The sequence below is a fragment of the Flavobacterium psychrotolerans genome, from assembly GCF_003097635.1.
GTDB classification, from domain to species: Bacteria; Bacteroidota; Bacteroidia; order Flavobacteriales; family Flavobacteriaceae; genus Flavobacterium; species Flavobacterium psychrotolerans.
The window spans coordinates 105,179-122,326 of sequence record NZ_QCZI01000007.1 but is presented as its reverse complement, the minus strand read 5'-3'; the positions used below and the strand labels follow the sequence as shown (position 1 = coordinate 122,326).

Genomic DNA, 17,148 nt, shown 5'->3' with positions numbered 1-17,148 from the left:
ATGTTTTACTAATCAGATAGCTGTGCTATACAGTAATCAATTTCACGAATTAATGAATTTATTTTAAGCTTGGTATCTCTTTTATTTTCTTCACTGCCGAGTAATGAATTGGCTATTTTGAGTGTTTCATAATCCTTTTTAAGAGCATCAATTTCGTTGGATTGATTTTGTATGACGGTAGTAGATTTTTGTAATTCTTGACTTAACTCTAAATTTTTTTGCTCTAAATCATCTATTTTATTCAATAGTTTTTTAAGCTTACTTTCTAGAGTATCAATAATTTCTACAATTTCACTCATTATAATCTAAGTTCATTACTTAATTGCAACAAAGTTAGCATTCCTATTCAATTAAACCAATACTTTAACTATAATTTTCTTTTTAACAAAATTTTTATTTCCAATTATTTGATAAATAGTATGTTATAAGTCCTAAAATTTTATAGAAATAGGAATGTTTTTTTTATATTAGCCAAAAGCTTTTAGATGAAATTGACATGTCTTTTTTTATTTTTCTATGTGGGAATTGTGGCACAAACGGACTATCCAAAAGGGTATTTTAGGTCTCCATTAGACATTTCGATGCAATTATCGGGTAATTTTGGGGAGTTGAGACCAAATCATTTTCATGCCGGGTTCGATTTCAGAACTATGCAAAAGGAAGGTTTAAATGTTTATGCTGTAGCCGATGGGTATGTTTCCCGAATAAAAATTTCTACTTTCGGCAACGGGAAAGCCATTTATATTACCCATCCCAATGGATACACTTCGGTTTACGGCCATCTTCAAAAAGGAGTGGATAAAATTGAAGCGTATATCAAAAAACAGCATTACAAAGATCAGGCGTATGAAATTGAAATGTTTCCTAATCCTAACGAACTCCTCGTAAAAAAAGGAGAAATTATTGCACTTTCGGGTAATACGGGCGGTTCTGAGGGGCCCCATTTGCACTTCGAATTTCGGGACAGTCAAACAGAAAAAGTGATTAATCCCTATTTCTTCGGTTTTGATAGCTTAATGAAAGATACTAAAAAACCCCAAATTGCATCGGTTTTGGTTTATCCCATGGATGACAGCAGTGTGGTAAATCAATCTAGGCGGCCTATGACCGTTAATTTATCATTACAAAATGATGGAAGTTACCTTTCTCAAACGGTTTTGGCCAAAGGAAAAATTGGCTTCGGGATTCAGGCGTATGACCTATTCGATTATTCCTATGATAAATATGGAATTTTCAAAGTTCAAACTTTTTTAAACGGAAGTCCGTCTTTTGGTTATCAGTTTGATACCTTTTCATTTGACGAAACAAAATATATTAATGCCTTTATAGATTATTATAAATACAAAAAAACAAAGCAAAGAATTCAGAAATTGTTTATGAAGAATCCTTTCCCGTTAAGCATTATCCATACCAATAACGATAATGGGATTGTGACTGTTTCCTCTAATTTCACAGATCTCTATCGCATTGAAATTGCGGATTATTATGGTAATTCAACCGTCGTTTCTATACCCATTCAATTTTCTGCAAATGAACCAATAATAGAGGAGGAAATAATTAAAACGAAATATTTTGTTAGGGCAAAAACCGATTCTAATTTTGAAAAAGAAAATTGCTCCGTTTTTTTTCCGGCAGGAACTTTTTACGATGATTTCTACATGAATTTTGAAGTGAAAGACAAAGTCATGACCGTTCATAATAATCTGGTTCCCGTAAACAATTCATTTTTAGTTACAATCATTGACAGTACGGCAACAAATGACGAAAAGACTTTTATTGCATCTGTTAATGAAAAAAAAATGTCTTACAACGCCACTAAAAAGAAAGAAAACACGTTTACAGCATATACTAAAAATCTAGGACAATTTACTTTAGCAAAAGATACCGTTGCTCCAAAAATAACGATGGACAAACCAATTGAAGGGAAATGGATTACAAACCAAAAAACGATTCAGTTGACTATCAGTGATTTTTTATCCGGAATAAAATCCTATAACGGCTATCTTAACGGAAAGTGGATTTTATTCGAATATGAAAATAAAACAAAAACGATCACTCATTATTTTGATGATGGCATCGTTGCTGAAGGCGAAAATGATTTAAAGGTTGTGGTTACAGATAATGTAGGAAATTCTACTATCTTTGAAACGCATTTTTTTAGAAGTCAAAAAAAATAAAAATAGACCACTTGAAAACAAAATTCAATTTTATTACGCTCCTTTTTTTCTTCATAGTAATGTCTAATTATGCCCAAACGGCTAGAGTAAAAGGGATTATTCTAGATGAGAATAGTGTACCTGTAGATAATGTAAATATCAGTTATCAAAATAAATTGACCCATACAAATGCGAATGGTTTTTATGAATTGACGGTTCCGGCCAATCAGAAAATAACAATTATATTTAGTCATGTTTCTCTTAAAAAAACCACGGCAACATTGCAATTAAAGCCCAATGAAGATTATGAATTCAATGTGGTAATGAATAATAAAGCCGAGCAAATGGGGGAGGTAGTCATTGTAAATAACCGAAAAAGGGTTCAGGGAATTACAAATTTAGAACCCGAGGTAATCCGAAAAATTCCAGGAGCAAATCCAGGAATCGAAAATATTCTGAAGACCCTTCCTGGTGTGTATTCCAATAACGAATTGAGTACCCAATACGCTGTTCGAGGCGGGAATTATGACGAGAATTTGGTTTATGTGAATGAAATTGAAGTCTATCGCCCTTTTTTAGTGCGCTCCGGACAACAGGAAGGTTTGAGTTTTACGAATACGGATTTGGTTCAAAATGTTGATTTTTCCGGAGGTGGATTTCAGGCTAAATTTGGAGATAAATTGTCATCGGTTTTGGATATTACTTACAGGCGACCAACTAAATTTGGCGCTGCAGCCGATGTCAATTTTCTAGGCGCCAGTTTTGCCGTTGATGCGGTTTCTAAAAATCAAAAATGGACAGCTCTAACGGGTTTTCGCTATAGGAATAATAGTTTTTTAGTTAAAAGTCAACAAACGGAAACCAATTACAAACCTTCATTTGCAGATGTCCAAACCAATATTAGCTACACCGCATCAACCAAATGGCAATGGAGTTTTTTAGGTAATATTTCGCAAAACAAGTACAATTACCAGCCCCTTTCCAGTCAAACCAATTTCGGAACCATAAGCGAACCTATTGCTTTGCAAGTATTTTATCAAGGACAAGAAAAAGACAAATATGACACTTATTTTGGAGCCCTGAAATCAACATTTGATGTCAATGAAAATTTCATTTTGAAATTTATTGGTTCCGCTTACCATACCCTAGAACAGGAATATTTTGATATTGATGCCGCTTATTCCTTAGGGGAAGTAGACAGCAATATTGGTTCGGAAACATTTGGTAATGTCACTTTTAGTCGAGCCATAGGAAGCCAGTTGAATCACGCCAGAAACGATTTGGATGCATTGATTGTAAATGCGGAAGTGAAAGGATTTCATAATTTGAAAAAACATCAAATAGAATGGGGGCTTAAATATACGCGGGAAGACATTCGTGACAGAATTATAGAATGGGAAGTGATTGATTCTGCTGGATTTTCTTTGAATAACCCTAAAATTTTGCCCATTAAAGATCAACCGTATGACCCTGTTTATGTTGGTCCATTAGTACCTTATCAAAACGTTAGAGCAACAAATTTTGTAACCATAAATCGTTTTTCGGGCTATGCACAATGGAGTTTGAAAGACAAAATAGGAACCAGCGATGTTTGGTATAATGCGGGTGTTAGAATGCACCAATGGCAAGTTTCAGGTGATGGTTTAGATGGCAATAATCAGACGGTCATTAGCCCAAGAGCCCAATTTGCCATAAAACCCGATTGGGATAAAGATATGGTTTTCCGTATTTCGGGTGGCTTTTACCATCAACCGCCATTTTATAGGGAATTGAGGGATTCTTCGGGAAATGTCAATCCCAATGTTAAAGCGCAACAATCAGTACATTTTGTTTTAAGCAATGACTTTAGTTTCAAAATGTGGAACCGTCCTTTCAAGATGGTGACAGAAGCGTACTATAAAACATTAACAGATGTAAATCCCTATACGCTTGAAAATGTCCGAATCCGATATGCCGCAACTAATAATGCTACAGCTTTTGCCCAAGGATTTGATATGAGATTAAATGGAGAATTTGTTCCCGGAACAGAATCTTGGTTCAGTTTTGGGTACTTAAAAACCAAAGAAAATATCGACAACAGAGGAGATATTGCCAGACCAACAGATCAACGGTTAAAATTTGGAATCCTATTTCAGGATTATATGCCCAATATTCCGAGTGTTAAAGTATATTTGAATTTGGTTTACAACACCGGATTGCCAGGAGGCTCTCCTTCCTATGCCGATCCGTATTTGTATCAAAACCGTTTGCGGGATTATCGAAGAGCCGATGTTGGTTTTTCGTATGTTTTAACAGAAAAAAATGCGTCACGGCCAGAAGGGCATTGGTTAAAAAATTTCAAAGAATTGTCCGCCGGATTTGAAATTTTTAATATGTTCAACAACCAGAATGCCATAACCAATACTTGGGTTCGGGATGCTTATACTAAAAGTCAATATGCAATTCCCAATTATTTGACTTCCCGTGTTTTCAATATTAAATTATCCATGAGATTGTAATTAATTGTTGTTTAAATTATTTAATTTTTTCAAAATGAAAAATATAGCAAAATATTCCGTTGTTTTCTTTCTTGCGCTTTTAGTTAGTTGTAAAGAAGAGATAGAAAATCCAAAAGTGATTTATGAAAATTCGTCTAAACCCAAAGAGCAACCTAAATTAGATACTGACCAAGTGGAAATTGCGGATTTGCCTATACAAATGCAAGGAACCAATTATTTGATCCATCCAGTTGGAGGTTTAAATATTTACGGAGGAAATGCTAAGTTGAAATATGATTCTTCATCCAATGTAAATGATATTAGTTTTAAGATATCCAATTACAGCGAATATGAAATTACCGGATATTTGCAAAATTTAAAATTCCAGGAAATAGGTTCTGATTCCATAAAAGCGTTGACCGACAAGCCCATCTTGATTCAAACCGCTACTTATTTAAAGTCGGTTTCCGATAAAACAAAACAGCAGGTTCTGGTTTATGCCTTGGCCGATATGGACACCAATAAAGATGATAAATTGGATGTAAATGATATCAAAACACTCTACATCAGCGAAATTTCAGGGAAAAGATTTACGAAAATTTCTGCCGATTTGCAAGAATTGATTGATTGGAATTTGATGGAATCTAAAAGCCGCTTGTATTTTAGAACCATCGAAGACACCAACAAAAACGGACAATTTGACAAGGACGATGTCGTGCATTACCATTATCTGGATTTGTCTAACAAGGATTGGAAAGTTATGGATTATAACCCTATTTAGGGATTAAATTTCTAGAATTTTATTTTATTCTGGATGTTTTCAAGTAGAAATTTAGGCGAAAAATCAGTGCCATTTCCCGTCTAATGAATGCCCAAGAATTGAGTTTGAATTTCTTAAATTTATCATCGAGAACTTCGGGGAGCTTTTAAATTATTTATTAAACTTCGTTAATATTTTTGTTTTACCTATTTTGGGCATGATGGTGCACTTTGTCAGTTTGGTTGTTAGTTAAAGTTACTAAAAAACTTCTTTGCAAATCTAAAGGTGGACACGGAATGCAATTCAGGCTATCTGGTTTGTAAATCCGATAGCAACGTGGCGACATATCCGCGCGGTCGGACTTATTTAATTTATATCTTCCCAATTATCCAAATCTTTTTTTTCTTTTTTTTCAATTATTTCAATTTCCTGATTAAGTTTTACTGAAAATAATTTTTCAATTCTTTTAAGAATCATGAATAAAACAATAAATGTGTTTATCAATGAGAAATATAATAGAACATAGAGTAAAGATTGAATTATTTTATCAATGTCAATTTCAAATAGTAAGATTAAAAAATCATTAAATGAAGTTGAAAACTTAAACACATCAATTAAAAATAAAAAGATTAGAGAGAACACACTTATTACTACTGAGAATGATACATTGTAAAATGTTTCGTTTAATAGTAAGACTCTTTTTTTAAATCACTATTGTTATGGTTAATAAATTTTTCAGTGTCAATATTTGTTATTACCAAGATTAATAAATTAAATAAAAGACCTATTAAAATTGATAAACAAACAGAAATAATATTTTTTAAATTATCACTAAAATGACAAATAATTCCCAAGAAAGCACTAGTTATTAATGGTAAATAGATATAACTAATTTTATCTTTCAAAATCAATTTTCCATTTTTCCCGTGAAATGATTTGAAGTGTTCAAGAATAATTTTTTTTATATTTAATTCCTTATACATTTTATATTATGTCTAAATCAAAACTTTTAACAAGTTCGATTGCTTTTTTATTAATATGGTCAAAATCTGAAAATCCGGTATCATCAATATTGACTTCAACTTGATAATATGGTCTTATTTGCATTGTGTCTCCCAAATCAATGGTTTTTTTATTACCATCTAATTCAGATACAATTTTAAGTTTTGCATTTTCATCAAAGCCTAATTTTTTAAATTCGTCACCAGTAAAAAAACCTTTATATGTTTCTAAATTTCTTAAAATTTTATCTTTCGTAACTTTAGTAAAATCAGCTCCTTTTTTAGTTAAAATACCCGTTGGGTGTAATTCAAAATTGTTTAATTTTTAGCCACATAGAAACATAGATTTTATGAATTTTGAAAGGCGTTTCACTTTATTTGAGAAAAACATAGCCATGTGAACCCAAATATTGGGCTATCCAACTCTTTTTTTCTATGTTTCTATGTGGTTCAATTTTTTATTTATTCTATAATTTAAATTTTCATCAATTACACCCAACGGGTTTAAAATATTTAATTCTATTTGATATTCTCCATCTTCTTCATAGTCTCCCAAATATAAATCACACAAATCTTTGGGTAATTTGCTTCTTGTTAAACTTATTTTATCGTAGTTGCCATTAGAAATATAGTTTTTTATAATATCGTCTTCAATAAATTTTTCTTCTCTTAACAAAAGAGAAGATAATTTTTGTTTAACAAAAATTTGCAAAGCTTTTATAAATGTTTTTTTACATGAATGAACACCTTCTTTTTCTAAAATAATAAAACCAACTTTTTTGTTTTTCGGTGCAATAATCATAAAGTAAAAAGGACGTCTAGCATAGGTTCCTTTTTTCTTAGTGTAAACTACTTCTTTCATTTTTCCTCCATTTGTAAAATCTTGTTCTTTGCCATCATCATCACCAACTTTGATTTTTCCGGATATAATTCTTAAAGTATTATTTGACTTTAAAACTGATTTTCCTTCAACACTATCAATGTTTATGGTTTTTCCAAATACTTGATTTGGACCTAAATCATCTAAAAATTTAATTAAATCTGATTTTAATATGTCATAAATATCTTTTCCGTAAATATTTGAATAATCTACTTTTGTTTTTAAGTCATCGGTCGAATAAAGACTAAAATGATATACTTCTAAATTTCTATTTTCCATTTTTTAATTTTTTTTTATTTCTTTAAACGGTTTCTAAGAGTTTGGACATGCTAACTTAGCAATCACAGAAAGTTAAGAAATAATTTTAATTTATAAGGTGAATTTTTTTATTTATCGAAGATTAATTTACCTAGTTCAATGACAAAAAGACCTACTTCTGAAAGGCTTCCTGCCATATGAGATAATGCGGTAAAAGAATATTTTGGCTTTTTTCCAGCATCAATATTTGTTTCTATTTCATCTACACATTCTAACATTTCTTGTTTTTTATCTAAATCAATTTCTTCATGATTAGAAATTGAATTTCTTAAATTTTCAATTGTTCTTTTAATCTCTCCATAATTTGTGATTTTTATTGTTACATTGGAGGACTTAGAAACAATATTTGCATTTGGGCTATTTGTAATATTCATATGATAATTATTAGTTATTAATGACTTACCGATATATGTATATGAATTACCTTCACAGTAGTCAATACCAATAGATGTCAAGGTTGCGGAGGCATCATTTCTAGAGAAAATGGTTTTTATTAATCCGTCATCTTCTAGTCTTTTAGCCAACATTCGTAATTCAATAAATGGATCAAATTCAATGTTTAAATTCTCTAATATTGCTCCAATAGAATAATATCTCCCATCAAATCTGGATCCATATAATGCTTTTAAGATAATATCTAATTTTTCTGATTGTTTCATTTTGTAGTTTTAGTCAATTTACCTACTCTTCACTCCAGTTTTCGGCTTCCTGTTTTTTATAAAACACCCTGATGGGGCTAAATCCCTAATTTACCCACCAAACACCATTTCTATAATGTCGCTGGCTTGCCCTATTTCGGCATCGTCTATCACGCCATAGGCGCGGTATTCCCAATGTTCGGGTTGGCCTGCGGTTTCAAGCGTTATGTGGTCGTCATATGGACTTTTAGTGTCGCGGGCTAAAAACTGCCATGCCACTTCGCCTTTTTTGCGGTGGTATAGGTTAATGCCGTCGGTACCGTTTTTTGTAAACTTAATGCGAATGTATCCTGCAAACCGTTCTGCCGTGATAGTGGCTTTGTAGTTTAGCGCATCAAAGAGGACAACACCGCCCACTATGCCTAGGCTTTTCCCAATAGCCTCTGTATAACCCGAATTGGTTTTAATTTTTGCCACCGTGTCACGCAGGGTTTTAAGCTCATTTTTTTTCACCGTTTCCTTTTGGGTAGTAGCCTGATTATAAGCCACCCGTTTGGTCTCGACATCGTTTAGCGCAACAATAATATTGTTGGCTGATGTGGTTGTGGTGGTAATTTGAGCTGCAACAAGTCCCACGGCGGCGCCTTGTGTAGCCAAGTTGGTTTTAAAACTGGTAAGCCAAATCGCTTGTTCGGCTTCTGAATGCGGAAGATAATCCTGTGATTTCATAAATGTGCTTGTTTATAATTGGTTACTAATTAAGTGTGAATCCCCTTGTTTACGGGGGTAATCTAAATTTTAGTGTTTACGCACTGGTTTGTAGCCTCGCTAGTCAAATCCCCAATCCGTCCAGTCAAACCCACAGACGCTCCAGTCAAACCCCCAGAGTGTCTGGTCAAGCCCACAGTCGTTTCAGTCAAGTTCACAGTCCGGCTGGTCAAACCTCCAGAGCATCGGGTCAAGCCCACAGACCGTCCAGTCAAGTCCCTAGAGTGTCTGGTCAAACCCACAGCACTTCTGTAAAATAAAATCAGCCCAATTTTCTCTTTAGTTGGTCGCGCTAAGGTTCGTTAATTCATTTTGAATTATATTACGGTTTTTCGGCAAATTTTTTACGGTGTTTTTTAATTTATAGAGACTTGTTTTTGTTATAGTAAATAGTTTATAAAACAAAAAACTACACCATTACTGATGTAGTTTTTTGATAATTACTCTATTTCTAGAAATTGATTTTTCTAAACTATATAAAACCAAATGTTTTCAAAATTTCTAACATTTTTAGGTCAGTACCAGTGCCAAAAACGAGTTGTTTTTTGATATTGGCTTTTCTTTTTTCGATGGCACTCAAAGAAAGAGGAATATATTTGGGCAGGTTTATGGTTTTTATACCTTGGGAAATTAACAGCACAATTTTACTGTCGTGTTCGTCCCACTTGAAGTCTTTTTGAATAAAATGTTTTTGTGATTTAATGATTGAAGGACTAAAATAAAAATCATTGTCCATTATCTTTTTGTAAACTTCCGGAAAAAATCGATAATTAACATCCCCTTTAGAAATAAATCCTTCTGGTTTTATGCTTTTAAAAATTTTGTTGACCAAAATGGGTTCCTCGTGATAAGATAAAATAACTATTTTGGAGGCGGGAGACGTTTTTCTTAGTAAGACCGCTAAATCAGTGCCGGACATTATCTTTTTTTCGTCATAAGGAGGCATGTTTATATCAAAAAAGGCGATGTCTATTGCCGTGTTATTGGTTTCCAATTCTTTTAATAGATTGTAGGCTTCCTTGCAATTATATGCCAAATGATATTTCGCATTTTTGTTTATTTCTATTGAAGACAACAGCATTACGTAACCATCAACGGACATTGGATGATCATCAACAATTAAAATATTTTTTTTTGCAGGCATTTGTGTCATCGGTCAAAATTTACATTAGTACATTAACGACGCTATTCAAATTATAGTATAGTAGAAATATAGTTTTGCCGTAAAATTAGCAGTATTGGGACTGTTAAATTGCAAATAAAAATGCTGTTTTCTTTTATTATTATTGATACTACATCCTTAAAAAAGATATAGTACTTTTATATTCAGTCCTTTGTAGATATAGTTTGTGTTGCCATTCACAAAAACACATACTCTAATACACTAAAACCAAAAAACCGTAATATTTTCATCAAAAAACCGTAAAATGAAATAAAAAAGAGCAATTAATTTAGCTAAAAATTATCTTAATTCGTTTTTAAATTAAACCAAGTGCACATGGTGGATTGATAAAATGATAATTAGGAAATTTTTTTAGAAAAATGTTTAACAAAAAAATTTTAAAATTATGAAAAAAATTAGTTTAAAAGACGTTAAAAACGGTCTTAAAAGAGACGAAATGAGAATGATTTCAGGTGGTTGTGATTACTCTTCTGGTACTAAATGGTGTACAATGGATTCTGAATGTGGACATTGTGAAGTGTGCTCTCCCACTATCGGAGGAGCAAAATCTTGCCATCATATAACAGGTTGCATCTAATAAATCTAATCTAAATTAGGCAACTGATAAGTACGAATTCTAAAATGAAATATACAAAGAGACTATCAGTTGTCTAATTTATTAAACAAAATATATAATGAAACTTTTAAACAATATCCAGAAAATTATTTTGATTTTATCAATGTTTTCGTTTTTAATTTTTCTGACCGGTTTCGATAAAAATAATAATGAAGGTTTTATTCTTAATGGAAACATTAAAGGTGAATATACAGGTTATATTTATTTATTTTATAACAATATAAAAGATAGCTGTCTTGTTAAGGAGAATAAATTTCATTTTAAAGGAAAAGTGCCTTTTCCTTGTGCAGCAACGTTGGGAACAATCACAGGTCCTTTAGATGATGCTGTTTATATAGAAAACGTATCGATTACAATAAATATTACTATTAGAAAAAATACAATTAATGGCGTTACAGAGTACGATTCAGTTTTGAATTCAGTATTGGGAACAAAAACCGCTTTAATTCAGAAAGATTTTGAAAAGTATAAATTGACATATGAAAAAAAAATTGATTGGAATGAAAAATTGTATAAGAAATTGATTAATATATTGACAAAAAATCCAAAGAACAGTTATACTGGAATTCTATTAGATCAAATGTCGTCGGATTCAATATTAAATAAAGAACAACTAAAACAGATTTATAAAAAATTGAATTTAGATTATCAAAATAAATATGCGATTGTAAATCTTAGAAAGAAGATTTTTGATGAGGGAAACATAAATACAGGTGGTAAAATAACTAATTTTAAATTATATGACACTAAAGGGGTGTTAATAGATACTAGAAATTATAGAGGAGCCTATTTATTAATTGATTTTTGGGCTAGTTGGTGTGGGCCTTGTAGAAGGGAGTTTCCTGAACTAATTAGAGTTTATAACAAATTTAAAAATAAAAAGTTTGTAATAGAAACTAAAGGGTTCCAAATTCTTGGGGTTTCAATAGATGACAGTAAAGATAAATGGCTAAAAGCCGTTCAAAAAGATAATTTAATGTGGGATAATGTAAATGATAAGGGTGGTTTTTTGTCTAAAACGGCAATAAAATACGGAATTATGGCAGTGCCAAATAATTTTTTAGTTGACGGATTCGGTAACGTCATTGCTAAAAATGTTAGTCCTCAAGAATTAGAAAAAATACTTGAAGGTAATCTAAAAAAATAATCCCAAACACTATGAACGAAAATTTTAATTACCTTTTCTATTATTTGGAAAAGGAAAACATCGCTATTGACAAATTTGAATTTTTATTCCAGATACAATCACATCCGGATTATCCGTCTATATTATCAATATCGGATTCATTGAACTTTTTTAATATTGAAAACGGAGCCATTCATATTTCAGTTTCTGAAATAGAGTTATTACCCGACCGTTTTGTAGCACTTCTAAAAGAAGATAATGATAAACCTCGACTTTATTTTGTTGATAGAAAGTCAGATAAATACTTTTTTACTAAAGATAAGAAAACTTCAGAAATATCAAAAGTGTCATTAGAATCAAGATGGCAGGGTATAGTGCTTTTAGTAGAAAAATCGGTACTTGAGGAAGCTAAATCGAAGATAAATAAATTGTCTTGGGTTTTGCCTTTGTTGTGCTTGGGAATTTTTTTAGTAATGCTATTTCAATTTGAAACGAGTTTACTAACGAAATTATTTTTTGTGTTTCCAGTTGTTGGCTTTTTATTCTCGTTCGCTGCCCTAAAGGATTTGTTTGGAGCCAAAAGCGAGTTGATAAACAACTTTTGTAATATAACGGCTTCTACAAGTTGTACTACTATAGTTGACTCGGACAAATGGAAAATTTTTAAGTTTGTCAATTTTAGTGATTTAAGTATTGTTTTTTTTGCTTCCCAATTTTTTACATTATTACTATTTATTGTTTCGGGAGATTCAGCCATGTTTTTTTGTATTCAAGAAATATTAATTTTTTGTGCCCTTCCTATTATATTCCTTTCATTGTATTTTCAGAAATTTGTAGAAAAAAAATGGTGTCCAATTTGTTTGGTAATCATTACTGTTCTACTGTTAGAGATAGTCTATTTGGTTTTATCAATAAATTTAAATTTTGATATTTCGTTTAAACCAGTGGTCTTATATGGATTTGTATTTTTGTTTACAGCGTTAGTTTGGTCATTACTGAAAAATACTCTTACCGAACAAAAAGATTTGAAAGAATTTCAATTGAAAGCCAATAGATTTGTTCGAAATTATGAAATTTTTAAAAATACTTTGCTGTCAAAAGAAAAAATAGAATTACCAATTGTCTCAATTGTTTTAGGAAATCCCGAAAGCAAAACAGTATTGACTTTAATAACAAATCCATTTTGTGGACATTGCAAAAATATTGATGAAATAATTGAGAAAATCTTAGAAAAATACAATCAAGATATACAAGTAAAAATAGTAATAAAGGCGGATTTAGATTTTGAAAATGAAGAAAGAAAAGCTTTTTTTAGAAACTTAATGAGTATCTATTTTGAAAAAGGGGAATCTGTTTTTAAAGAAGCTTTAAAAGATTGGTTTAATAATAAAGATGTTGCAAATTGGTTGCAAAAATATCAAACTACTAACTTAAACAATATGAAAATTGATGCCGTATACAGCAATCATAATAATTGGTGTACAACTAATGATTTTAATTATACTCCCGCTGTTTTTATAAATGGTTATGAATATCCAAAAAATTATGAAAGGGAAAATTTGGAATTTTTTGTAAATGAACTGATTGAGGATAATAATTTTTAGAATGAAAATAATACAAAGCTTTTGGTCGGGCAATCAAAAAGAATTTACTAACAGTTATGGATGGTATTCCTATAAACACAATTGGATAAGCTGGATATTGAGTTGCCATCAATTGGTAAAATACCATGATGAAGTAGAGTTATATACGGATAGTTTTGGTTATGAAATACTTATAGAAAAGTTAAAATTGCCTTATACAAAAGTTCACGTTGTTTTAGATGAATTAAATCATCATAACAAAAACCTTTGGGCTATAGCTAAAGTAAGAACATTTCAATTACAGACAGCCCCTTTTATTCATGTGGATGGTGATGTTTTTGTTTGGGAATCATTAACAGATAAATTTATTAATTCTAATCTAGTTACACAAAATTTGGAAATTGCTACAGATTATTATCGTAAACGATGGGATGTTATTTATCCTCAACTTACTTTTTTACCTGATGAAATGGGTGATTATCATGATGGCAGGAGTAATTTTGCTTGTAATATGGGAATTATAGGCGGTACAAATCTTGATTTCTTTAAAGATTACACAAGGAAGAGTATTGAATTTGTGGAAAAAAATAAATTTAATTCTGACGGTATTGATGCTTTAAACTTCAATATTTTCTTTGAGCAAGTACTTTTTAAAGAATTCGCTAATGTAACAAACCAAAACATAGATTATCTGTTTTCAGAAGTTTCCTTAGATAATGATTATAAAGGATTCGGGGATTTTGATAAAGTGCCACTTAAAACCTATCTGCATTTATTGGGAGTTTATAAAAGAAGCCCGACCGTTTGTAAAGCAATGGAAGTTTATGTCATGAAATATTATCCTGAGCAGTATTCAATGTTAGCCAAAGTTATAAATGAAGAGAATAAAGACTTTCAGGAAATAGATTTTTTAGATACCAAAAAAGTTGCGGAATTAGTCACGAAATTTGAATTAGAACTAAAATCATTAAATTTTAAACCCAAACATTTTTTATTGAAACGTGATTTGTACAATGAAAATCTTCCAAATAAATTGGACACTTTTTTATCTAAAAATCAGGATTTTTGGATTGCAAAATTGACTGGTTTTGAAAAAAAGGATATTAATATAGATAATGAATCTTTTGAAAGTTTAGAGATTTCAGAAATAAATCATATTCCGAGAATGTACGATTTAGACGAGATTGATGAAATAATAGTATCTGAGCTATCAAAACCAATTCGATATTTTAATTTCATTGAAAAAATCGCAACCTATTTTGACGATGAAGAGGACGAAGAATCAAAATCAGAGTTTTTATCATTGATAAACAATAGGTTGAGAAATTATCTTATTATAAAAATAATCAGTATTTATTCCATATAATTGAAAAAGTTTCCCCATTATAAACAAGCTGACAATAAAGACTGTGGTGCAACCTGCTTAAAAATTATAAGTAAGCATTACGGCAAAATAATAAATATCCAAGAGTTACGTGATTACAGCGAAACCAATCGTGATGGGAGTAATTTATTGTTGTTAAGCGATGCGGCCGAAAAAATTGGATTTAGAACGTTAGGCGTAAAAATTAATGTTGAAAAGTTACAAGAAGTGCCATTGCCTTGTGTTTTGCATTGGAATAAACAACATTTTGTGGTGCTTTATAAAATAAAGAAAGGCATTTATTTTATTTCTGATCCTGCCATTGGATTAATTGAATACCATCAACAGGAATTCATTAAGTTTTGGATAGGCAATAATGCCACTGAAACTACAGAAGAAGGCATCGCTCTTTTAGTGGAGCCTACACCAAAGTTTTATCAGACTGAATTTGACCACGAGGATAAAAACAAGTTTGGGTTTTCGCTTTTGGCAAAATATATTATCCCTTATAAATCGTTCGTAATCCAGTTAATCATTGGTTTATTGGCTGGGAGTTTGTTGCAACTTATTTTTCCTTTCCTGACGCAAAGTATTGTAGATGTCGGAATACAAAACCAGAATATTCATTTCATTTATTTGATTCTGTTTGCGCAGTTGTTTTTGTTTTTTGGAAAAACAGCATTGGAACTGATACGAAGCTGGATATTATTGCATCTGTCCACTCGAATTAATATTTCACTTATTTCGGATTTCTTCATAAAATTGATGAATTTGCCTATCTCATTTTTTGATGTCAGGATGACGGGCGATATTATGCAACGCATTAATGATCATCATAGAATTGAAAGAATTCTTACCACTTCATCACTTGACGTATTGTTTTCGCTGATAAATATGGTAATTATGGGAGGCATTTTAGCCTATTATAATTTAAAAATATTTGCAGTTTTCTTTACAGGTAGTTTACTTTATTTTGTCTGGGTTGTTCTTTTTCTGAAACGCAGGGAACTATTGGATTACAAACGATTTTCCGAAATGAGTCAGGAACAAAGTAAGGTAATAGAACTTATTAGCGGGATGCAGGAAATTAAGCTGTATAATGCCGAGAAGCAAAAACGTTGGGGTTGGGAATACGTTCAGGCGAGATTGTTTAAAGTCTCCATGAAAGGGTTGGTTTTGGAGCAAACGCAAAACATAGGTTCTAATTTCATTAATGAATTAAAGAATATTATCATTATTTTTCTTTCGGCAAAACTGGTCATTGACGGACAAATCACCTTAGGTATGATGATGGCGATAAGCAGTATTGTAGGGAGTTTGAATGGCCCGATTGTGCAATTGATAAATTTTATTAGAGAGGTACAAGATGCCAAAATTTCCCTTGCTCGATTATCAGAAATTCATGATAAAGAGGATGAATCCCAACAAGAAGAACATCAAATTCATGATTTCCCCAAAGATTGCAGTATTGAAATCAAGGATTTGTCTTTTAGGTATATTGGTTCGGATAGCAACGTGTTAGAAAATCTAAACCTTACCATTCCAGCACATAAAATAACGGCTATCGTAGGCACTAGCGGAAGCGGAAAAACCACTTTGATGAAGTTGTTGTTGAAGTTTTATGAGCCTAATAGTGGTAATATTAGGCTCGCAACAAAAAAAGATGAGATTGCTTTGCTTCGTGCCTCGCAACCCCTCGCAATGACTGACTTGAAAAATTTAGCGCAACGAACATGGCGTGCCAATATTGGAGCGGTTATGCAGGAAGGCTATATTTTTAATGATACGATTGCCAATAATATCGCTATTGGAGTTGATAGTATTGATAAGAAACGGTTGGTTTATGCTTCGGATGTGGCAAATATTAAAGAATATATTTCGGGTTTGCCGTTGGGTTATAATACCAAAATAGGGATGGAGGGCGTGGGGATGAGTACTGGGCAAAAACAACGATTACTCATCGCCAGAGCGGTGTATAAAAATCCGGAAATGCTGTTTTTTGATGAAGCTACATCAGCACTCGATGCTAATAACGAAAAAGAAATTATGCGAAAATTGGATATTTTCTTTAAAAACAAAACGGTTGTGGTTATTGCCCATAGGTTGAGTACAGTTATGAATGCTGACCAAATTGTGGTTTTAGAAAAAGGAAAGATAATTGAAATGGGAAATCATGAATCATTGGTTAAATTGAAAGGCAGTTATTTTGAATTGGTACGGAATCAATTGCAATTGGGAACCTAAGATTTTAGAATGATGAGTAACGATTTTTGATTTCA

15 protein-coding genes are annotated in these 17,148 nt (G+C 31.7%); 9 read left to right on the top strand and 6 right to left on the bottom strand.

Annotated features, from left to right (window positions below):
• Positions 1-8: 8 nt before the first annotated feature.
• Positions 9-299, bottom strand: coding sequence for a hypothetical protein (locus DB895_RS07455; protein WP_116724735.1), 291 nt, complete (start codon positions 297-299; stop codon positions 9-11).
• A 186-nt stretch (positions 300-485) separates the two neighbouring features.
• On the opposite strand from DB895_RS07455, the gene DB895_RS07450 reads away from it, so the two are divergent.
• From DB895_RS07450 to DB895_RS07440, 3 genes are read left to right on the top strand one after another with little or no spacing between them, the layout of a single operon-like run.
• The gene (locus tag DB895_RS07450; protein ID WP_116724734.1) at positions 486-2,177 is read left to right on the top strand and encodes a M23 family metallopeptidase; all 1,692 of its coding nucleotides are present in this window, start codon (positions 486-488) and stop codon (positions 2,175-2,177) included.
• A gap of 59 nt (positions 2,178-2,236) precedes the next feature.
• The gene (locus tag DB895_RS07445; RefSeq protein WP_116724733.1) at positions 2,237-4,654 is read left to right on the top strand and encodes a TonB-dependent receptor; all 2,418 of its coding nucleotides are present in this window, start codon (positions 2,237-2,239) and stop codon (positions 4,652-4,654) included.
• Between the two features lie 34 nt (positions 4,655-4,688).
• Positions 4,689-5,414: a hypothetical protein gene (locus DB895_RS07440; RefSeq protein ID WP_116724732.1), complete on the top strand. Its 726-nt coding sequence runs from the start codon at positions 4,689-4,691 to the stop codon at positions 5,412-5,414.
• Positions 5,415-6,076: 662 nt separating this feature from the next.
• On the opposite strand, the gene DB895_RS07430 is transcribed toward DB895_RS07440, so the two are convergent.
• The 4 genes from DB895_RS07430 to DB895_RS07410 all read right to left on the bottom strand — a co-directional run bounded on the left by DB895_RS07430 (position 6,077) and on the right by DB895_RS07410 (position 8,959).
• A complete protein-coding gene (locus tag DB895_RS07430) occupies positions 6,077-6,376 on the bottom strand; it encodes a hypothetical protein (protein WP_116724730.1) in 300 nt (99 codons plus the stop codon).
• A gap of 451 nt (positions 6,377-6,827) precedes the next feature.
• Positions 6,828-7,553: a hypothetical protein gene (locus tag DB895_RS07420; RefSeq protein WP_116724728.1), complete on the bottom strand. Its 726-nt coding sequence runs from the start codon at positions 7,551-7,553 to the stop codon at positions 6,828-6,830.
• Positions 7,554-7,660: 107 nt separating this feature from the next.
• Positions 7,661-8,251, bottom strand: a complete 591-nt coding sequence (locus DB895_RS07415) for a hypothetical protein (RefSeq protein ID WP_116724727.1) — start codon at positions 8,249-8,251, stop codon at positions 7,661-7,663.
• 90 nt (positions 8,252-8,341) lie between these two features.
• Entirely contained in the window at positions 8,342-8,959 is a 618-nt protein-coding gene (locus DB895_RS07410) for a hypothetical protein (RefSeq protein WP_116724726.1), read from the bottom strand.
• A 158-nt stretch (positions 8,960-9,117) separates the two neighbouring features.
• Between DB895_RS07410 and DB895_RS14265 the strand changes: the two genes are divergently transcribed.
• Complete coding sequence (locus DB895_RS14265) at positions 9,118-9,258, top strand: hypothetical protein (RefSeq protein WP_166426946.1); 141 nt, start codon at positions 9,118-9,120, stop codon at positions 9,256-9,258.
• A gap of 212 nt (positions 9,259-9,470) precedes the next feature.
• On the opposite strand, the gene DB895_RS07405 is transcribed toward DB895_RS14265, so the two are convergent.
• On the bottom strand, positions 9,471-10,142 hold the full coding sequence (locus DB895_RS07405) for a response regulator (protein ID WP_166426945.1): 672 nt from the start codon (positions 10,140-10,142) through the stop codon (positions 9,471-9,473).
• A 424-nt stretch (positions 10,143-10,566) separates the two neighbouring features.
• On the opposite strand from DB895_RS07405, the gene DB895_RS07400 reads away from it, so the two are divergent.
• The 5 genes from DB895_RS07400 to DB895_RS07380 all read left to right on the top strand — a co-directional run bounded on the left by DB895_RS07400 (position 10,567) and on the right by DB895_RS07380 (position 17,113).
• Entirely contained in the window at positions 10,567-10,758 is a 192-nt protein-coding gene (locus DB895_RS07400) for a hypothetical protein (protein WP_116724724.1), read from the top strand.
• A 97-nt stretch (positions 10,759-10,855) separates the two neighbouring features.
• A complete protein-coding gene (locus DB895_RS07395) occupies positions 10,856-11,944 on the top strand; it encodes a TlpA disulfide reductase family protein (protein ID WP_116724723.1) in 1,089 nt (362 codons plus the stop codon).
• An 11-nt stretch (positions 11,945-11,955) separates the two neighbouring features.
• Positions 11,956-13,527 (top strand): thioredoxin domain-containing protein, encoded by a 1,572-nt coding sequence (locus DB895_RS07390; RefSeq protein ID WP_116724722.1) that lies wholly within the window; start codon positions 11,956-11,958, stop codon positions 13,525-13,527.
• A gap of 1 nt (position 13,528) precedes the next feature.
• Positions 13,529-14,872 (top strand): DUF6734 family protein, encoded by a 1,344-nt coding sequence (locus DB895_RS07385; protein WP_116724721.1) that lies wholly within the window; start codon positions 13,529-13,531, stop codon positions 14,870-14,872.
• Positions 14,873-17,113 carry a peptidase domain-containing ABC transporter gene (locus DB895_RS07380; RefSeq protein ID WP_116724720.1) on the top strand — a complete coding sequence of 747 codons (2,241 nt, stop codon included), beginning with the start codon at positions 14,873-14,875 and terminating at the stop codon, positions 17,111-17,113. It begins immediately after the preceding gene.
• Positions 17,114-17,148: the final 35 nt, after the last annotated feature.

What these genes read in the sequence shown, in the direction of transcription:
- DB895_RS07405 (WP_166426945.1), bottom strand. Translation starts at nt 10,142, where the DNA reads ATGCCTGCAAAAAAAAATATTTTAATTGTTGATGATCATCCAATGTCC.
- DB895_RS07400 (WP_116724724.1), top strand. Translation starts at nt 10,567, where the DNA reads ATGAAAAAAATTAGTTTAAAAGACGTTAAAAACGGTCTTAAAAGAGAC.
- DB895_RS07430 (WP_116724730.1), bottom strand. Translation starts at nt 6,376, where the DNA reads ATGTATAAGGAATTAAATATAAAAAAAATTATTCTTGAACACTTCAAA.
- DB895_RS07420 (WP_116724728.1), bottom strand. Translation starts at nt 7,553, where the DNA reads ATGGAAAATAGAAATTTAGAAGTATATCATTTTAGTCTTTATTCGACC.
- DB895_RS07410 (WP_116724726.1), bottom strand. Translation starts at nt 8,959, where the DNA reads ATGAAATCACAGGATTATCTTCCGCATTCAGAAGCCGAACAAGCGATT.
- DB895_RS07390 (WP_116724722.1), top strand. Translation starts at nt 11,956, where the DNA reads ATGAACGAAAATTTTAATTACCTTTTCTATTATTTGGAAAAGGAAAAC.
- DB895_RS07385 (WP_116724721.1), top strand. Translation starts at nt 13,529, where the DNA reads ATGAAAATAATACAAAGCTTTTGGTCGGGCAATCAAAAAGAATTTACT.
- DB895_RS07455 (WP_116724735.1), bottom strand. Translation starts at nt 299, where the DNA reads ATGAGTGAAATTGTAGAAATTATTGATACTCTAGAAAGTAAGCTTAAA.
- DB895_RS07395 (WP_116724723.1), top strand. Translation starts at nt 10,856, where the DNA reads ATGAAACTTTTAAACAATATCCAGAAAATTATTTTGATTTTATCAATG.
- DB895_RS07450 (WP_116724734.1), top strand. Translation starts at nt 486, where the DNA reads ATGAAATTGACATGTCTTTTTTTATTTTTCTATGTGGGAATTGTGGCA.
- DB895_RS07440 (WP_116724732.1), top strand. Translation starts at nt 4,689, where the DNA reads ATGAAAAATATAGCAAAATATTCCGTTGTTTTCTTTCTTGCGCTTTTA.
- DB895_RS07445 (WP_116724733.1), top strand. Translation starts at nt 2,237, where the DNA reads ATGTCTAATTATGCCCAAACGGCTAGAGTAAAAGGGATTATTCTAGAT.
- DB895_RS07415 (WP_116724727.1), bottom strand. Translation starts at nt 8,251, where the DNA reads ATGAAACAATCAGAAAAATTAGATATTATCTTAAAAGCATTATATGGA.